This window comes from Caulobacter sp. BE254 (genome assembly GCF_031457295.1).
Taxonomy (GTDB): domain Bacteria; phylum Pseudomonadota; class Alphaproteobacteria; order Caulobacterales; family Caulobacteraceae; genus Caulobacter.
In genome coordinates this window covers 18,236-33,213 of the sequence record NZ_JAVDWJ010000001.1, presented here as the reverse complement: position 1 = coordinate 33,213, position 14,978 = coordinate 18,236, and the positions used below count along the sequence as shown (strand labels likewise).

Annotated in this window: 15 protein-coding genes and 2 pseudogenes; 8 read left to right on the top strand and 9 right to left on the bottom strand. The window is 66.5% G+C overall.

Translation table 11 applies throughout. The features are described from left to right. Positions 1-234: 234 nt before the first annotated feature. The 3 genes from J2X41_RS00150 to J2X41_RS00140 all read left to right on the top strand — a co-directional run bounded on the left by J2X41_RS00150 (position 235) and on the right by J2X41_RS00140 (position 2,528). Positions 235-762 carry an RNA polymerase sigma factor gene (locus J2X41_RS00150; RefSeq protein ID WP_310078683.1) on the top strand — a complete coding sequence of 176 codons (528 nt, stop codon included), beginning with the start codon at positions 235-237 and terminating at the stop codon, positions 760-762. Continuing rightward, on the top strand, positions 759-1,796 hold the full coding sequence (locus J2X41_RS00145) for a FecR domain-containing protein (RefSeq protein WP_310078680.1): 1,038 nt from the start codon (positions 759-761) through the stop codon (positions 1,794-1,796). Before J2X41_RS00150 ends, J2X41_RS00145 begins: the two co-directional genes overlap by 4 nt. Positions 1,797-1,916: 120 nt before the next feature. Next, positions 1,917-2,528 carry a hydrolase gene (locus J2X41_RS00140; RefSeq protein ID WP_310078678.1) on the top strand — a complete coding sequence of 204 codons (612 nt, stop codon included), beginning with the start codon at positions 1,917-1,919 and terminating at the stop codon, positions 2,526-2,528. A gap of 59 nt (positions 2,529-2,587) precedes the next feature. On the opposite strand, the gene J2X41_RS00135 is transcribed toward J2X41_RS00140, so the two are convergent. The 3 genes from J2X41_RS00135 to J2X41_RS00125 form a co-directional block, all read right to left on the bottom strand. Next, on the bottom strand, positions 2,588-3,070 hold the full coding sequence (locus J2X41_RS00135; RefSeq protein WP_310078677.1) for a cupin domain-containing protein: 483 nt from the start codon (positions 3,068-3,070) through the stop codon (positions 2,588-2,590). After that, positions 3,067-4,002: an alpha/beta hydrolase gene (locus tag J2X41_RS00130; RefSeq protein ID WP_310078676.1), complete on the bottom strand. Its 936-nt coding sequence runs from the start codon at positions 4,000-4,002 to the stop codon at positions 3,067-3,069. Before J2X41_RS00130 ends, J2X41_RS00135 begins: the two co-directional genes overlap by 4 nt. Before the next feature lie 89 nt (positions 4,003-4,091). Continuing rightward, complete coding sequence (locus J2X41_RS00125; RefSeq protein ID WP_310078674.1) at positions 4,092-7,178, bottom strand: TonB-dependent receptor; 3,087 nt, start codon at positions 7,176-7,178, stop codon at positions 4,092-4,094. Positions 7,179-7,324: 146 nt separating this feature from the next. On the opposite strand from J2X41_RS00125, the gene J2X41_RS00120 reads away from it, so the two are divergent. Continuing rightward, positions 7,325-7,693, top strand: a complete 369-nt coding sequence (locus tag J2X41_RS00120) for a hypothetical protein (protein WP_310078671.1) — start codon at positions 7,325-7,327, stop codon at positions 7,691-7,693. Between the two features lie 294 nt (positions 7,694-7,987). Here J2X41_RS00120 and J2X41_RS00115 read toward each other — a convergent pair whose 3' ends face one another. Next, a complete protein-coding gene (locus J2X41_RS00115; protein WP_310078669.1) occupies positions 7,988-8,236 on the bottom strand; it encodes a hypothetical protein in 249 nt (82 codons plus the stop codon). A 402-nt stretch (positions 8,237-8,638) separates the two neighbouring features. Here J2X41_RS00115 and J2X41_RS00110 point away from each other — a divergent pair, with 402 nt between their 5' ends. Beyond that, a complete protein-coding gene (locus J2X41_RS00110; RefSeq protein WP_310078667.1) occupies positions 8,639-8,863 on the top strand; it encodes a hypothetical protein in 225 nt (74 codons plus the stop codon). A 250-nt stretch (positions 8,864-9,113) separates the two neighbouring features. Continuing rightward, on the top strand, positions 9,114-9,320 hold the full coding sequence (locus J2X41_RS00105) for a hypothetical protein (protein WP_310078665.1): 207 nt from the start codon (positions 9,114-9,116) through the stop codon (positions 9,318-9,320). Positions 9,321-9,359: 39 nt separating this feature from the next. On the opposite strand, the pseudogene J2X41_RS25210 reads toward J2X41_RS00105, so the two are convergent. From J2X41_RS25210 to J2X41_RS00090, 4 genes and pseudogenes are all read right to left on the bottom strand, one after another. Then, positions 9,360-9,704: pseudogene (locus tag J2X41_RS25210) on the bottom strand (TniQ family protein); the annotation flags it as partial. Next, complete coding sequence (locus J2X41_RS00100) at positions 9,701-9,892, bottom strand: hypothetical protein (RefSeq protein ID WP_310078662.1); 192 nt, start codon at positions 9,890-9,892, stop codon at positions 9,701-9,703. The gene J2X41_RS00100 and the pseudogene J2X41_RS25210, both read right to left, overlap by 4 nt. 923 nt (positions 9,893-10,815) lie before the next feature. Beyond that, the gene (locus tag J2X41_RS00095) at positions 10,816-11,778 is read right to left on the bottom strand and encodes an alpha/beta hydrolase (protein WP_310078660.1); all 963 of its coding nucleotides are present in this window, start codon (positions 11,776-11,778) and stop codon (positions 10,816-10,818) included. A 25-nt stretch (positions 11,779-11,803) separates the two neighbouring features. Next, positions 11,804-12,694: a TIM barrel protein gene (locus J2X41_RS00090; protein WP_310078658.1), complete on the bottom strand. Its 891-nt coding sequence runs from the start codon at positions 12,692-12,694 to the stop codon at positions 11,804-11,806. Between the two features lie 312 nt (positions 12,695-13,006). On the opposite strand from J2X41_RS00090, the gene J2X41_RS00085 reads away from it, so the two are divergent. Next, on the top strand, positions 13,007-13,753 hold the full coding sequence (locus tag J2X41_RS00085; protein WP_310078656.1) for a cytochrome c oxidase assembly protein: 747 nt from the start codon (positions 13,007-13,009) through the stop codon (positions 13,751-13,753). After that, on the top strand, positions 13,750-14,484 hold the full coding sequence (locus J2X41_RS00080; RefSeq protein WP_310078654.1) for a cytochrome b: 735 nt from the start codon (positions 13,750-13,752) through the stop codon (positions 14,482-14,484). Before J2X41_RS00085 ends, J2X41_RS00080 begins: the two co-directional genes overlap by 4 nt. Here the strand turns inward: J2X41_RS00080 and J2X41_RS25205 are convergent. Next, positions 14,480-14,923, bottom strand: a pseudogene (locus J2X41_RS25205) (c-type cytochrome); the annotation flags it as partial. The gene J2X41_RS00080 and the pseudogene J2X41_RS25205 overlap by 5 nt on opposite strands. Between the last annotated feature and the right edge of the window lie 55 nt (positions 14,924-14,978).

The window sequence follows — 14,978 nt, the reverse complement described above, 5'->3', positions numbered from 1 at the left end:
TATGTCCTTGGGAGAGCGGGAAGAGCGCTCGTCGGCGGTTGCGGCTCCAGTGGACGGCCGTATTGGCCTGGTCCTGTCTGGTCGAACGCAGGTCGCCTAAAAATCCTCACCCGCTCAGCGGGCGCGAAGGTGAGGACTTCGACCGGGGCTGCGTTCTGCCTTCCCGACAACCGATGCCCCTTGGTCGTTGGACAGAAGGCGGAGTCTCTGATGGGAATGGCGCGAGAGGGGCCCATGAGCGACGCTTCCGACGCCGCCGCGCGCGCGGACGCCTTCGCCCGGCAAGCCGCGGCGATGCGCGGCCCCTTGGCCGCCTATTTTCGCCGCCGGATCCGCAACGGCGGCGAGGTGGAGGATCTGGTGCAGGAGGTCTTTCTGCGCCTGACGGTGCGCGGCACGCCCGACCACGCCGACCACGCCAGCGCCTACATCTTCCAGATCGCCGCCAGCGTGCTGGCCGACCGCCATCGCCGCCGCACGGTCAGGCGCGCCGACCAGCATGTGGCGCTGGACCCCGACCTTCAGGCCGAGCAGGATTTCGATCCCGCCCGCATCTATGCCGGCAAGCAGGCCCTGAACGCCGCCGCCGCCGCCCTGATGACCATGCCCGAACGCACGCGGACGATCTTCCTGCTTCGGCGGATCGACGGCCTTCGCCACCAGGCCATCGCCAAGCAGCTTGGGCTATCGGTCAGCGCCGTCGAAAAGCATATGGTCCGCGCCATCGAGCATCTGATGGCCCATGCGGGAGGCGTTCGATGACCCGCGAAGCCCTGACCCCGGCCCAGGCCGCAGCCCGATGGCTGGCCCGCGACGACCTCGGCCAGTCGCCCCAACGCGAGCAGTTCGCGGCCTGGCTGGAGGAGAGCCAGGAGAACCGCGACGCCTGGATCCAGGCGCAGCGGATGTGGGATGTCTTCGATGACGCCGACGACAGCGACCTGATCGCCGCCATGGCGCGGGCGGCCAGGAAGGCCGGGCCCGAGCCCGCCGCCAAGCCGTTCTGGTCCCGGCTCGTCGCGGCCTCGATCGCTGTCGCAGCGGTGTCGGCGACCTTGTTCTTTGGCGCCCAGCAAGGCTGGTTCGACCACGCCGCCAAGCCGACCCAGGTCGCCGTCAACGAGGCCGCCTCTCTGACGGCCGTCGGCCGCGCCGACTACGTCACCGGCGGGGAACAGAGATCCATTGTCGACCTGCCGGATGGCACGCGCGTCACCCTGGACGCGGACAGCGCGGTCGATGTCGCCTTCGCGGGGGGGCGGCGTGACGTGCGCCTGCTGAAAGGCCACGCCTTCTTCGACGTCGCTCATGATAGCGCCCGTCCCTTCGCCGTGCAGGCGGCCGGGCGGGTGGTCACCGCCCTGGGCACCCAGTTCGACGTGCGGCTGACGTCGGGCGCCTTGCGGGTCGTGCTGGCCGAGGGAAGCGTGCTGGTGAGTTCGCCCTCGGAAGGGCCGTCCTCGCCGCCGATCAGGCTTTCGCCCGGTCAAGCCTTTTCCACCCAGCCGGGCGGGGAGGGCGAGGTGACGCCCGCCAATCTGGACGAGGCCCTCGCCTGGAAGCAGGGCGTGGTGGAGTTTCGCGACCAGCCGCTGTCCGAGGCGGTCGGCCTGCTGAACCGCTACACACGGGCCCAGATCGTCATCAGGGATCCCAAGGTCGGGGCCCTGCGCATCACCGGCGTCTTCAAGACCGGCGACATCAGGCGGTTCGGGCGTTCGGTGTCGCAGGTCCTGCCGGTGAGAATGATCGCTCGCGACGCCGACACCTATGAGCTGGTCTCGACGCGGCGTTAGGCGCCGTCTCTCCTGGGGACTTTTGAAAATGCTGCGTTCTCCCTAGTAGAGCGCCGCGGGCCTGGGGTTTCCTCTCGCTGATGTCTGTCGTCGCTCGAAACCCATGAGCGAGGACCCGACATGACATCGCCCCAGACCATCCGCGATCCGCTGGCCGACTCCCTGCTGACGCCCCAGAACGCCGCGCTGGTGATCATCGACTTCCAGCCCGTCCAGGTCTCGTCCATCGTCACGATGGAAAAACGCCTGCTGATCGCCAACGTCACGAACCTGGCCAAGACCGCCAGGCTCTATGGCCTGCCGGTCGTGCTGACCACGGTCAACGTGGCCACGGGCCTGAACACCCCGACCATCACGGCTATCACCGACGTGCTGCCGCAGGCGAGGCCGATCGATCGCACCGCCATCAACGCCTGGGAGGACGAGGACTTCGTGGCGGCCGTAAAGGCCACGGGACGCAACAAGCTGATCATGGTCGCCCTGTGGACCGAGGTCTGCCTGGCGTTCCCGGCCCTGGACGCCCTGGCCGCGGGCTACGAGGTCTACGCGGTCGTGGACGCGGTCGGCGGCACTTCGGAGCAGGCCCACCGCGCGGGTCTGGATCGCGTCGTCCAGGCCGGCGGCAAGCCGGTCAGCTGGATCCAGGTGGCCTGCGAGCTCCAGCGCGACTGGAACCGCAAGGCGACCGCCGAGGGCTTCGCCGACATCGTCCTGCGCGCCGTCGGCCACTGAGCCAACGGAAGGGGAGCAAGGCTTCGCGGCCTTGCTCCCAGTCTCGTCGAGGCTAGGTGTCAGGGCTTGGGCGCGTTGGCCGCCTCGACATAGTCGGTGCTCGTGGGGCCGTAGCCCGAGATGTAGATCGTCGCCCCTTCCGGTCCGGTCATGGCGAAGTGCTCGACCCCGGCCGGCTCGCTGTAGAAGCTGCCGGGCGGGAGGATCTTGACCAGGCTCTCGTCCGCCTTGCGCCCATAGCCGAACCGCCAGAGGCCCGCGACGACTACGGCGGTGCGCTCGTCACGATGGTTGTGGGCGGCGATGCGGACATTGGGCGGCGCCCGCAGCGCGATCGTGTAGGGACCAGCCTTCGTCGGGTTACCGAAGAGGACCGTCGTGCGGATACCGGCCACGCCTGAGGTTCCGGCCGTGGCTCCGCCCTGGACCAGGCCTTCGATGTCCGACGGGGTGAGGCGCAGCAGGCGCTCCTGGGCCGAGGCGAGGCCGGCGCAGGCGATCAGCAGGAGCGCGGCGCCGGTGGATGCCAGGCGGCGGCTCATGGCTTGGCGTCCAGGAAGCCGCGCACCATCGCCACCGTGGCCTTGGGGTTTTCTTCCATGATCCAGTGGCCGGAATCGGGGACCACGCCTTCGGTCACGTCGCTGGCGGCGAAGCGCATGACCGTCGCCATCATCGGTCCGAACGACTTCTCGCCGCCCAGGGCCAGGACCGGCATGGTCAGCTTGCCCTGGGCCATGAAGGCCTTGTTGTCGACGGCGTCCTGGTCGAAGGCGGCGAACTGCGAAAAGCCGCCATGCATGGCGCCGGGCAGGGCGTAGAGCCGGGCGTAGTGCTGGCGCGAGGCCTCGGTGAAACGGGCCGGGGTGGCCGAGAACTCGTTCCAGAAGCGGTCGAGATAGATGCGCTCACGGCCGGCGACCAGTCGCTCCATGTCGGGGCCGCCAAACCGGAAGTGCCACAGCAGCGGGTTCTTGAGGATCTCTTCCCAAGGGCCGACGCCGGGCAACGGCGCGTCGATCAGCACGAAGCGGTTCACCCGGTCGCGATGCTCGGCCGCGAAGGCGTAGCCGACCATGTTGCCGATGTCGTGGGTGACTAGGTCGACCTTGGTGATCTTCAGGGCGTCGAGCACGCCCGCCACGTCTCCGCCCTGGGTCTTCTTGTCGTAGCCGCCGGAGACGGGCTTGGACGACAGGCCAAGCCCGCGAAGATCGGGCACGATGACGGTGTGGTCCTTGGCCAGATCAGCGGCCATCGGCTCCCACATGTCGCCGGTCTCGCCATAGCCGTGCAGCAGCACGACGGCCGGACCCTTGCCGCCGACGCGGACGTGGATCTTCGCGCCATTGGTCGCGATCTCCTGGGTCTTGAAGTCGGCGGGGAACGGTTTGACCTGCGCCCAGGCCGTGGAGACTGGGACGGAGGTCGAAAGGAATAACGCCGCCAAGGCGACGGGGGCGAACTTGAACACGGGCTGTCCTCCGGAGGGCCGGGCGTCGGTGGAACGCCTTCACCAGAGGGCAACGCAGGCTTTCGAAGAACCCTCATCGGGCGTCGATGTCAGAACCGGCCGGCGAGGCTGAGCTCGAAACGCCGCCGACGCGGGTCGCCGCGATAGTCGTAGCCCATGTGACTGGGGTCGGCGACGATCGGCGGACTGGTGTCGAACAGGTTCTGCACGGCGAGGCGGACATCGAACGACCGCAACCCGTGGTCGGCCATGAAATCGAGCCGGCGGCGGGCGGTGAGGTCCAGATAGGCGCGCGACGGAATATAGGTCCGTCCCTGGTTCCGGGATGTCGTCTGAATGATGCCGCTATAGGCCGACCACAGCGGACTTGAGCGCCCCAGATACTGGACGTTCAGGTCCACCAGCAGCGGCCCGCGTTCCCACTGGACGCCCGCGTCGCCGCGCCACGCCAAGGGACCGTCGCGATAGCCGACGCGGTCCAGCCAAGGCGTGTCCGGCCTGCGCCGGGTTCGCAACGTCGGCTGCCAGGTGGCGGCGCCGTAAAGCCGTGTGTCGCCGTCGAGCACCGGGGGCAGCGTCCAGTCCAACTGCGCGTCGACCGTTTCAGCCTCGGTCCGCCCGACGTTCCCCAGCCCGGTATAGAGGGCGGTGACCCGACCGGCGGTGTAGCCGAGGGCGGCGTCGGCCGCGGACAGGGGCTCGCGGACGACACGGTTGGGATACTGCTCCTCGGCGTTGAGCACCTGCTGGGCGCTGAGGAGGGTCAGCCCGATCTCGTCCCGAATCTCGACGCGGGACACATCGACCGACAGGCGCGGCCCCGTCCGGCCGGATGGGTTGAAAACCATCCCGAACGATCGCGTCAGACCCTTCTCCTGGCCGATGTCGTGCCACCCGCTGCGGCCCCACAGAAACGGGCCGTCGGCCACCAGCAGCCGCCCGCCGCGCTTGGGATCGGTATAGGGATAGATGGCCGGATTTCGGGCCACGAAAACCATTTCCTGGAGATGGGTCATGTCCGGCGGCGACTCGCCCGTCGCCGCGCTGGCGCGTAGCATCAGCCAGTCGGCCGGAAAGACGCGCAGGCCGAGGGTGAACACGTCCGCCTCGTGGCGAACGGCGGTCATGACCCGGACGGTGGCGAAGCCCGTCTGGGTGATGTCGGGGAAGGTCGTCCTGATGTCGTCTCGCCGCAAGGCCAGCTGCAGCTCCAGGCCGCGCGCCGGGACAATCCGGGACTCGCGCGACAGCAAGGGCGCGCGCAGCTCGACATAGCCGGACCTCACCCGCTGAATCCTGTCTGGCGAGACGCTGGTGATCGTCGAGACTTGGTTGACCTGCCCATACTCGGTCTGCGGCATGCGTTCGCGTCGCACCTCGGCCAGCAGCGTGGCTGTGAGGGGGCCGCCTGGAAGGGTCACCAGAGGGCCCGCCGCGCGCGCGACCCCGTTGCTGAACTGGGTGGTGAACCGGCCGTAGGCGGCGGTCGGAACGGTGTAGGCCATGGCCGCCGACTGCAGGGCGGCGAAGTCGCCGAGCGGAACGACCGGCAGTTGGCCTCGCGCGCTGGCAAGGCCGTTGCGCAGGGCGCCATCGATACTGAAGCTCATGGTCAGACCCTCGCGCCGGGAGTCCAGCAGCGCGCGGCCCACCGTATAGTCGGCGGACGCCCGCCAGCCTCGGGGCAGGGTGGCGATCAAGCCTCCGGTGAGCCGGCGGACGTCGGTGGTGGTCGTCTTCTCTTCGACCAGGTCCGGCAGGGGGAAATAGAAGCTGACCGGATTGGCGAACAGGTTGCCGGGCGCGTCGGCGGCGCTGACGCTTCGGGAATTGTAGGGGTTCGGCGTGATGACGCGTCCGTGCTGGTGGAGATCGAAGCCGTCCACGAACGCTTCAAGCTGGTCGCTGATCCGGCGACGGGCGCTGAACAGGATGGAATAGGTCTCGGGCGCGGCGATCAGCGAAGTGTCGCCATAGGCTGGGTCGGTGGGCAGGCGCCCGGCGTTGGCGGCCAGGACGGCCGCCTTTTCCTGGTCCGTCCCCTGGAAGCCGATCGGCAGGAAGGTGTAGCTGCCGCCCAGGACGGCTCCGCCATAGGCGGCGTCCAACCGCAGCGGCTCGCCCTGGGCGCTGCGGACGGTGATCGCGTTGACGGCCCGAGTCTGCAGCAGGAACTCGGCCGGATTGTTCCTGGCCTGCAGTTCCAGGGATCGCCGGGCGTAATCGCGCTGGCCGACGGTGAGCCGCTCGGCCGCCGAGTAGGAGGCCGACAGCATCACGTCCGTGCTTCCATGGTCGGGCGTGAAGCCCAGGCGAGCCTCAAGGCGCCCGCGGGCCGCGTCGCCGCGGCTGGATATGCCCGTGACCACGGTCAAGTCAGCGCCGCGGTAGTCGCGTTTCAGGACGACGTTGACGACCCCGCCGATGGCGGTGGGGCCATGGATGCCGCCGGCGGTGGCGGTCAAGGTCTCGATACGCTCGATCGCGCCAAGGGGGATGGCGTTGATGTCGCTCTGTTCCAGCCCGGTCATCTGGGTCGGCAGGCTGGGCAGGCGCCGTCCGTCGACCAGCACCAGGGTTCTCTGCAAGCCGACGCCGCGAAGATCGATCGCCGAGTTGGACACCCCGGCGCCGTTCACCAGCTGACCGGGCGAATATACGCGGCCGTTGGCGGGCAACCGCTCGCGCAGGAGCTGGTCGACATTGTCCTGCGCGGCGACAGCCAAGTCGCGAGGCCCTGCGACCACGTAAGGCTGGATGTCGTTCTCGGTGCGTCGGATGTCGGCATTCTGGGTGCGTCGACCAACGACAAGCACTTCCGAGATCGCGCCATCGCCGGGATCGGCGATCTCGCGCTCCGGCAATGCAAACAGCACGAAGACGCCGTCCGCCGTGATCCGATAGCCGACTCCAGAGCCTCTCAGCAGAAGCGCCACAGCCTGTTCGGTGGTGAGCCTGCCCTTGACGGCCGCGGCTGGCCGGCCCCGGACCAGATCGGCCGAATAGAGGATGTCCGCGCGGGTCTCCCGGGCCAGTTCGGTCAGAACGTCCTGCAGAGCGCCGGCGTGGAGATCGACAAGGCCGGGCGCGGCGTGGGCGCTGCTAGCGGCCCCCGCCGCGACGAGTAGCGGAGCGGCGTAAGCCCAGAGCCGACGTTGGCGTCGATGCGAATGCATACCTTCCCCCAAGGCGCAGGACCAGTCGCGCCCCGGTCCAAGGCGTCAAGCGCACTGCAAAGAGTAAGAAGGCGGTTATTATCCTTGTACTGCAAGGGGCGGGGGTCCATCCCCTGTCGGCCTTCTGTCGCGCCCACAACGCGCCCTTGGTTCCGCACGGCAATTCCAGGATCAAAATAGCCAGCGATCTCACGCTGTTTGGCGACGGCGCCGAGCCGGTCGAACCACGCGACAACTTGCTGGATATCGTGGAGTTCGACGATCCGGGAATGATCGCTCGAGTGTTCCGGGCCCTGGACGACAGCGGCAAAGCCGGTGCGCTTGAGAAGCGGCTTCGCCTTCGGTGGGCCGTGCGCGACGTCATCGATGCCATGACGACCAGAATGAGAGACCCGGCCGCCGGCGCCTTGGTTGCGTTGCTGGAGCAGCCGATATTCCAGCGGCGCTCGTTCACCGGCAGCAATCATATGACCGAGGACTGCTGGACCGATATCGATGCAGCAACACGGCTCTAGTACGTGCGCCTAGCGCTGCTGGTGCTGGCGGAGCCGGGCGATCCAGTTCTCAACGACACGCCGTCACCGCTGGGGCCAAACTGGCTTTTGCTTCGCTATCGACACGCCAAAATCAAAGGCTGGCAAGCCTGTTTGCCCATGCCGCGCCGGATCCGCTTTTCCTGCTGACGATGGAACTGTCAAGGAATGCGATCCTACAGCTCAACGAACGATCCTTGGCTTGGCCTTCGGACCTAAGGCGGCGCTGGACCTACGCCGCCGCCGTGGGCGCCATTGGCGGTTACGTCTACTAGCTCAGAGGTCGCCCGGCTCGGCGTAGAGCGGGATCAGCCCGTAGCCCAGGAGAAACAGCGCGAGGCCGATGACGGCGCCTAGCGCCAGACTCCAGCTGAAAGCCAGCGTCATCACCATCCAGCCGGCGCAGAGCCCGAACATGACGACGCCGACGGTTCGGATCATCTGAGCGAACATCCGGATCCGCAGCCGCGTGATACGCGCCGGCGATTTTCCAAACGGGCTAAGCCTGAGGGAGCGGTTGGCCATCACAAGAGCATCTTTCGGCGCTTGGGTAGTCGCGACGAATGAAGTCAGGCGTTCGCAGGGTTTGGGGCCAGAAACCGCGAAGGGGCGGAACGTTGAGGCAACCAGTGACACGCGGCGTGCGACTCGCAGGGTTTGGAGTCAGTGACGGGGGTGACATTCTCATCCGGTCGCTACAAATGTTATGACGTCTAAGTAATATTATTAGAAGCGCGCGCATGTTCGCCGGTGTTGCACATAACTCTGAGCTTTCCGAGATCGCGGCAAAACCCGCTGTGGTATCGCAGGTGCGCGCCGAGATCGCAGCAACGTGTCCGAGATAACGGCAATCCGTCCGAGATCTCGACAATGCAGGCTGTCACGGGTCATACTTGCGCAATCGCCTAGCCGGTGAACAATGCGGTTATGAAGATCACGTCCGCCGAAGTTCTGGCCGCATTGAAACTGGCACGCGGCAACCGTAGTTGGTCGCAGTTCGCGGCCACGGCGCCACGCGACCGCGATGGCAAAATCTTGCTAAGGCGTAGTCCGCAGCGAGTTGTCGGTGTTGACAGCATTTCGCCCGAAGACGCTGCTGAGTTTCTCGAAGCGGCTGATGCCGTATTGCCAAGCGTCCAACGAAAGCCGTAGCACTGCTCGATCCAAAGCCGCTTCGGCGGACATCTATTCTGACCCGCGACACCTCGCCGATCTGGGCCTGCTGGCCGTAACTGAACGATGCTGGCTGAGGGTCGTCCGGATGGTTGAACACGCCAACAAGTGGCCCGGCGACACCGCCAGAGCTCCTGGTCAGCATGATGTCTGACAGATCCAAAAGGGCCGCCCGCGCCTGCGGCCAGGACGATCCCAAATCCCAAAGGTCGCTGAAATTGCCGCCTTGATGGCGAACGCGCTGGATTTCGCACTCGAGCGCGACAAGCTGAACGGGAGGCTTTTTCCGTATGACCCGCGGATACCGCAGCCGCCGCAACGATGTCGGCCCGATCGTAGCCTCAAACAGGTTTTCGAGGCGCGTGCGCCGCGCCCCTCCGGGGCGTGGGACGAAATGTATGGCCTCAAAATTCTGCAGGGCCAGGCCGTGGCGTGAACAGCCGGCACGCCAGATATCCAACCATTCGAGCCGGACATACTGGTGCCGCCCTTCGACCTCGTCCTCCAGGAGGCAGCCTGGGCAGACCAGACCTCGAGCCTGACTTTCTATATCCGGCTCGGCCAGATCGTCCTGGCCGAGCCATGGGTATCCGTGGCGCGCCGTGAAGCTCGCCAGATGCCCGGCATCCAGACGCGCAGCATGGGCCAGGCGTGCGAGGTTCTCCGGTCCCGGATCATAATCGATGTCGTTGCCGCTGAGCCCCAGGTAGTTGGCGAGCTCCGAGCGTTCGGCGCCATGGCCAGCTGCTATTCTATCGAGCCAGGAACTTAGCGCCTCGCCCGGACACGGCGGCGGCGCATAGTTTAGCGGAGGCCTCATCGCTTTTGCTTTGACGTGGGCAGCGAAGCCAGGGCTTCGATAACCCGAGCATCCATCAGCCTTTCCAGGGTCAGTGGCTGATCGCCCTCTTCTATCGACAGGATCGCCGCTTCCCGGAGTTGAACGACCGCCCGGCCGATCAGGCCGCCGCTGGTACTGAAGACCGCGTCCACCATTTCGCTGGTCAAGGTGCGGGGCTGCAGCAGCGGATATCTGCGAGCCGCTAGAGGTCGGCGGACACGAACGACGAGCGGCACCCATGTTCGAACGTGGAGTTCGACGTGAGCCCGGTAGGGGAAACATCTATCCCGTCGAATTGCTCATGCCGGGCTACCCAGCTCTTCGTGAGGATGCTGGCAGGCCAATTTCTCGATAGGGCCTTGGTCCTCGAAGAGGCCCTGCTGGCTCTATCTGAGCCCCCATGTTTCGCCTCTCACCGCCGCCATGTTCGTCCCAGGATTTCGAGACTAGCTGAGCTTAAAAAACACAGGGCCGGCCGTGGAATGCAAGCGCGACCTGCGCGTGCGTCCGGGCTCTCGTGACGATGGCGAGCGAGGTCCGCGTTCCATCCCTTGGACCGTGAGCACGTCCGGGTTTTGGCAGGGTCGCGCCAGGAATGGTCCCTGACTTCGGCGAGAAATTTATCCACAGACGAATTCTAGATCACTCCGCACACCTCCTTTTGCCGACCCGTATCGAAGGATGGAGGACGGCGCGGTGCAACAGCAGGGCCCGCGCCAAATACAACATTCAGAACACCAAAATCATGGCGAAAATAGCTTGTTGTCAGCTACTTAGTCTGAGTAACACTCACCGAACATGCGCAGTCTCGGCAATTTTTGCACATAGAGGCATCCCGACGCGCACCAGACTGGTTCTTTGGCAAAAGCGGCTCGATCACCGCCGACTGCCGGTCCGACAACCGAAATTCTCCAGCCATGGTCCACCTCCGTTAGGAGCAGTGAATCACAACAATAACCATCCACTCAATAGCTTGATTGCGTTTTGACCCTAGAGCAAGCCGCGACATAGAAATCGCGCGTCTTGCTCTAGGTTTGTGTCTTCGCATCGCTTTTGCGGAAAACCGGCGTCCACGTTTCCGTGCGATGCTCTAGACTTGCTGACAGGAGACATCGCGCGCGAACTCGAGCACTGCGGCGGCAAGGGGCTCCGGTGCTTCGATCGACAGGAGTTCACCGCTGCGGGCGATCGTCTTCCCCAGAACCTCAGCGGCGCCGGCCCTGCGCAAGCCTTCCAGATAGGGCTCGATCGAGCGCTGGTCGGCGTCGCCGCGCAGGTACAGGATCGGCGTGTCGATCGCCTTGGGAACGGCGTTGTGTTCGGCGTCCTGGGGCATGGCGCGATACCAGTCAAAGCCGGTACGGAGCGCCGCCAGGGAGGAGTACTGCTCGACACAGGCCTGGCGGAACGCTTCGCCGATCTTCGCCTTGTCGCCCGCCAGAGCATCGAGAAAGAAATCGAAATAGGGACGTTCGCGTCCGGAAACGAGCGTTTCCGGAAGGCCGGGAATCTGGTGGAAGGCGAAGTGCCAGATCCGCGGATTGGCGAGCAATTCCTCCCACGGGTCGAGCCCAGGCAGCACCGTGTTCATGATCACGGCTCCGGCGAGTCGGTCGCCGAAATCGCGGGCGGCGGCAAAGGCGATCATGCCGCCGACATCGACGCCCGCCACGATCATATTCTGGGCGCCGGCGGCTTCCGCGCCGGCGATGATCGACTTGGCGATTTCGGTCTTCAGGGTCGGGATCGTCTCGCCGGCGGACTTGCCGGTCCCGGGGAGGTCGAACGCCAGGACGAAATGCTCCCGGCTCAGTGGCTCCATAACGGGGCTCCAAACCGCGCTGCAAAGCGGCCAGCCATGGAGCAGAACAATGGCAGGGCGATCGGGCGAGCCGGCAGCGAGCGCCGAAAGGCGCAAGGAGCCGACTTCAACGGAGATTTGGCGGCGCATCGCCAGATAACCCCTCGCCTGCGCGTAGGTTTCAAAGACCGGGACCAGCGCCCGCCAGGTGCGGCGTCGCGGCGCGCATTGAAAGCCGTTCGTCCGAAGCAAGCCACCGCGTCAGCGGGGAGCGTCCTTATCCCCGGTCAATTTCGCGATAGGCGGCGACCAGACGCTCCTCGCCGGGACGTCCGGCCAGGGAATTGCCATGCTCCATGCCGATCACCCCCCCATAGCGCCGGGACTTCAGCCACCGGACGACCGAGGCGTAATTGATTTCGCCGGTGGTCGGCTCCTTGCGGCCTGGATTGTCGCCGAACTGCACATAGGCGACCTCGCTCCAGCAGGCCTCCAGCGTCGGGATCAGATTCCCGAACTGAATTTGCGCATGGTAGAGGTCGGCGAGGACCTTCACGGCCGGGCTGTTCAAGGCGCGTGCGATCGCGAAACCCTGCGGGATCGTCTGCATGTAGATGTTGGGATGGTCGATGCGGGTGTTCAGCGGCTCCATCACCATGACCAGGCCCTGTGGAGCCACGATGTCGTTCGCTCGGCGCATCACGTCGATGACGCGCGCCGTTTGGATATCCAGCGGCGTCTTCGGATCCAAGAACCCGGTGACCACCGTCATGCACTTGGCGTTCAGCCGCTTGGCCACGTCGACGGACGCACGGATGTCGGCCAGGAACGCGTCCCGCTCCGCGCCATCGGAGCCGCCGAGCACGGGCCGGAACTGAGCCCACTTGGGCATGCTGGCGACGAAGACCCCCATCGTCATGCCGCGTTGCTTGAGCGCCCGCGCCATTCGCTCCTGTTCTTCCACAGGACGGTCCCGCGCCTGGTTGTCCTCCCAGGCGGTGAACCCCTGGTCCGCCGCAAAGGCGATCTGCTCGATCAGCCCGCCGCGGCTGGCGAAGCTGCCCTCGTGGGGTGCGAAGGCGAGCGAAAAGCGCGCCGCGTTGGACCTGCCGCCTTGGGCGGCGGCCAGTCCCGGCGCCAGAGAGGCGGCGGCGCCCGCCGCGAGCATGGTCCGACGACGAAGGATCATTTCCGGCTCCCCAGCAAGGCGGCGATCGCGCCAGCAAAAGCCATCACACGCCACCCGCTGATCAACAATAGACGCCGTGAGGCTTGGCTCTTGAGATCGCCAGCGGGAGCGATCATGCGCCAATTCCTGATTCTTGGCCCCCTCCAGAAACACGACCTTAGAGTAACGTGCGATATCGACGTAGCGCCTTGGCGCTCTCAATCCCACGCTGCAGCCCTGCTCAAGCCGTCTACCTGGCGCGACCGGTCCTGTTCCGTTGGAACGGGTCGGGCCTGACCTTGTTGTTGGCTCATGACGCGCGATCCGACCTCGACCTGGACCCCCTATTGCGGCGTGGGATCCACGCCCGTCGATCTTTGGCTGCGCTGGAACCTCGACCCGCTCCTGCTCGCAGCCTTGACCATCGCGGGCGCCGCCCTGCTGTGGCGCGCGGCGCGCGACCGCCGAGGGCTAGCTCTGGCCGCCATGGCGGTCTTGGCCGTCGCATTCGTGTCGCCGCTCTGCGCCCTGAGTTCGGCGCTGTTCTCGGCGCGGACCGTGCACCACGTCCTGCTGGCGGCCGTCGCCGCGCCGCTGATCGCCTGGACCTTGCCGAGAACGATGGAACGGCGACGCGGTGTCCAGTTCGCGTCGCCGCTGCTGTTCACCGCGACCTTCTGGGCCTGGCACGCGCCTTCGCTCTACGGCTGGGCGCTGTCGAGCGATCCCGTCTATTGGCTGATGCAGGTCAGCGTGCTGGGCTCAGCGATCTTGCTATGGCGCTCGGTCCGCGCCGCTCCGCCGCCGAGCGCGGTGGCGATCCTGCTGGCGACCATGGTGCAGATGGGTCTGCTGGGCGCCCTGCTCGTCTTCATGCCCAAGGCGATCTACGCGCCCCATGCCCTGACCACCGCCGCATGGGGACTGAGCCCCCTGGCTGACCAGCAGATCGCCGGTCTGATCATGTGGGCGCCCGCCGCCTGCGTCTATCTCGGCGCGGCCCTGGTGATCCTCGGACGCTGGCTGAAGGGCGGGCCGGAGCGGCTGCGGCCCGCATGATCGACAGGCTGATCGAAAACATTCTGGAGTGGGCGGCGGGCCATACCGACGAAGGGCGCTACTCGCCCGTCGGGATCGTCTTCCACTGGACGATGGCGGCGCTGGTCTTGTTCCAGCTGGGCTGGGGCTGGTGGATGGGCCTCGCCCACCCGGGCGGCGAGATGGTGGCCGCGTACGATCTGCATTTTCTGATCGGGGTCCTGATGCTGGTGCTGGCCCTGGGACGCCTGGGCTGGCGGCTGTTCGCGCCAGAACCGATCAATGACGCCGACAAGCCGGGTTGGGAAAGCACCGCGGCCCATGTGACCCACTACGTATTCTACACCTGCCTGCTGGGCCTGCCGCTCAGCGGCTGGGCGATCGTTTCGGCCACGGCCCGCGACACTCAGCTGACCTTGCTGGGCCTGACGCCCTGGCCCCTGATGCCGCTGCAGGACCTTCCCACGCCGACCCTCTGGGCGATCGAAACCGCCGCGGAGTGGATGCACCGGGCCCTGGTCGCCAGTCTGCTGGTCCTGATCCCGATCCATGTCGGTGCGGCCCTGAAACACCATGTCATCGATCGCGACGACGTCCTTCATGGGATGCTGCCGATCTTGCCGCAGCGACCCCGGCGGCGGACACGCTGGCAGCGCCGTTATCGGGCCCTGGAGAAACGGGTTGCATCTCTAGCCAGTCGGCTATGGCCGCAATCTCGGCGGAGGTCAGGTCGGCGACGGCCGTCGCCATGACCCGGCGCGGATCGTTGCGCCGCCCGGCAACCTGCCAGCGGCGGATCTGCTCGACGGTATAGGCCGCCGGCTGGCTGGACAGCGCCGGGTCGCCCGCGCCGACGCCCTGCCCCCGCTCGCCATGACATGACGCGCAGCCCCGCCGCAGCCAGGCGGTCGGCGGGGTCTTCGAGGCCGCCGATTTCGGCTGAACGGGCGAAGGCAGGTTCGCATAATAGGTCGCCACCGCCTGACGCGCTGGTCCAGACAGCGGCTTGGCGATCGGCGACATCACGGGGTCATGGCGAAGACCGACCGCGTAGTCGTCCAGCTGCTTCCGCAGATAACCGGCGTCGAGGCCCGCCAGGCGCGGCGTGGAAATCCCGTCGCCCGCGCCGTCCAGGCCGTGGCAGGAGAAGCAGGCCTTGGCCGCCCCGCCTTGACCGCCGCTCAGGGCCACAAGTTCGCCGTCTCGGCTCAGCCGCTCATCCGTCCGGCTGGACCCGGGGCCGCAG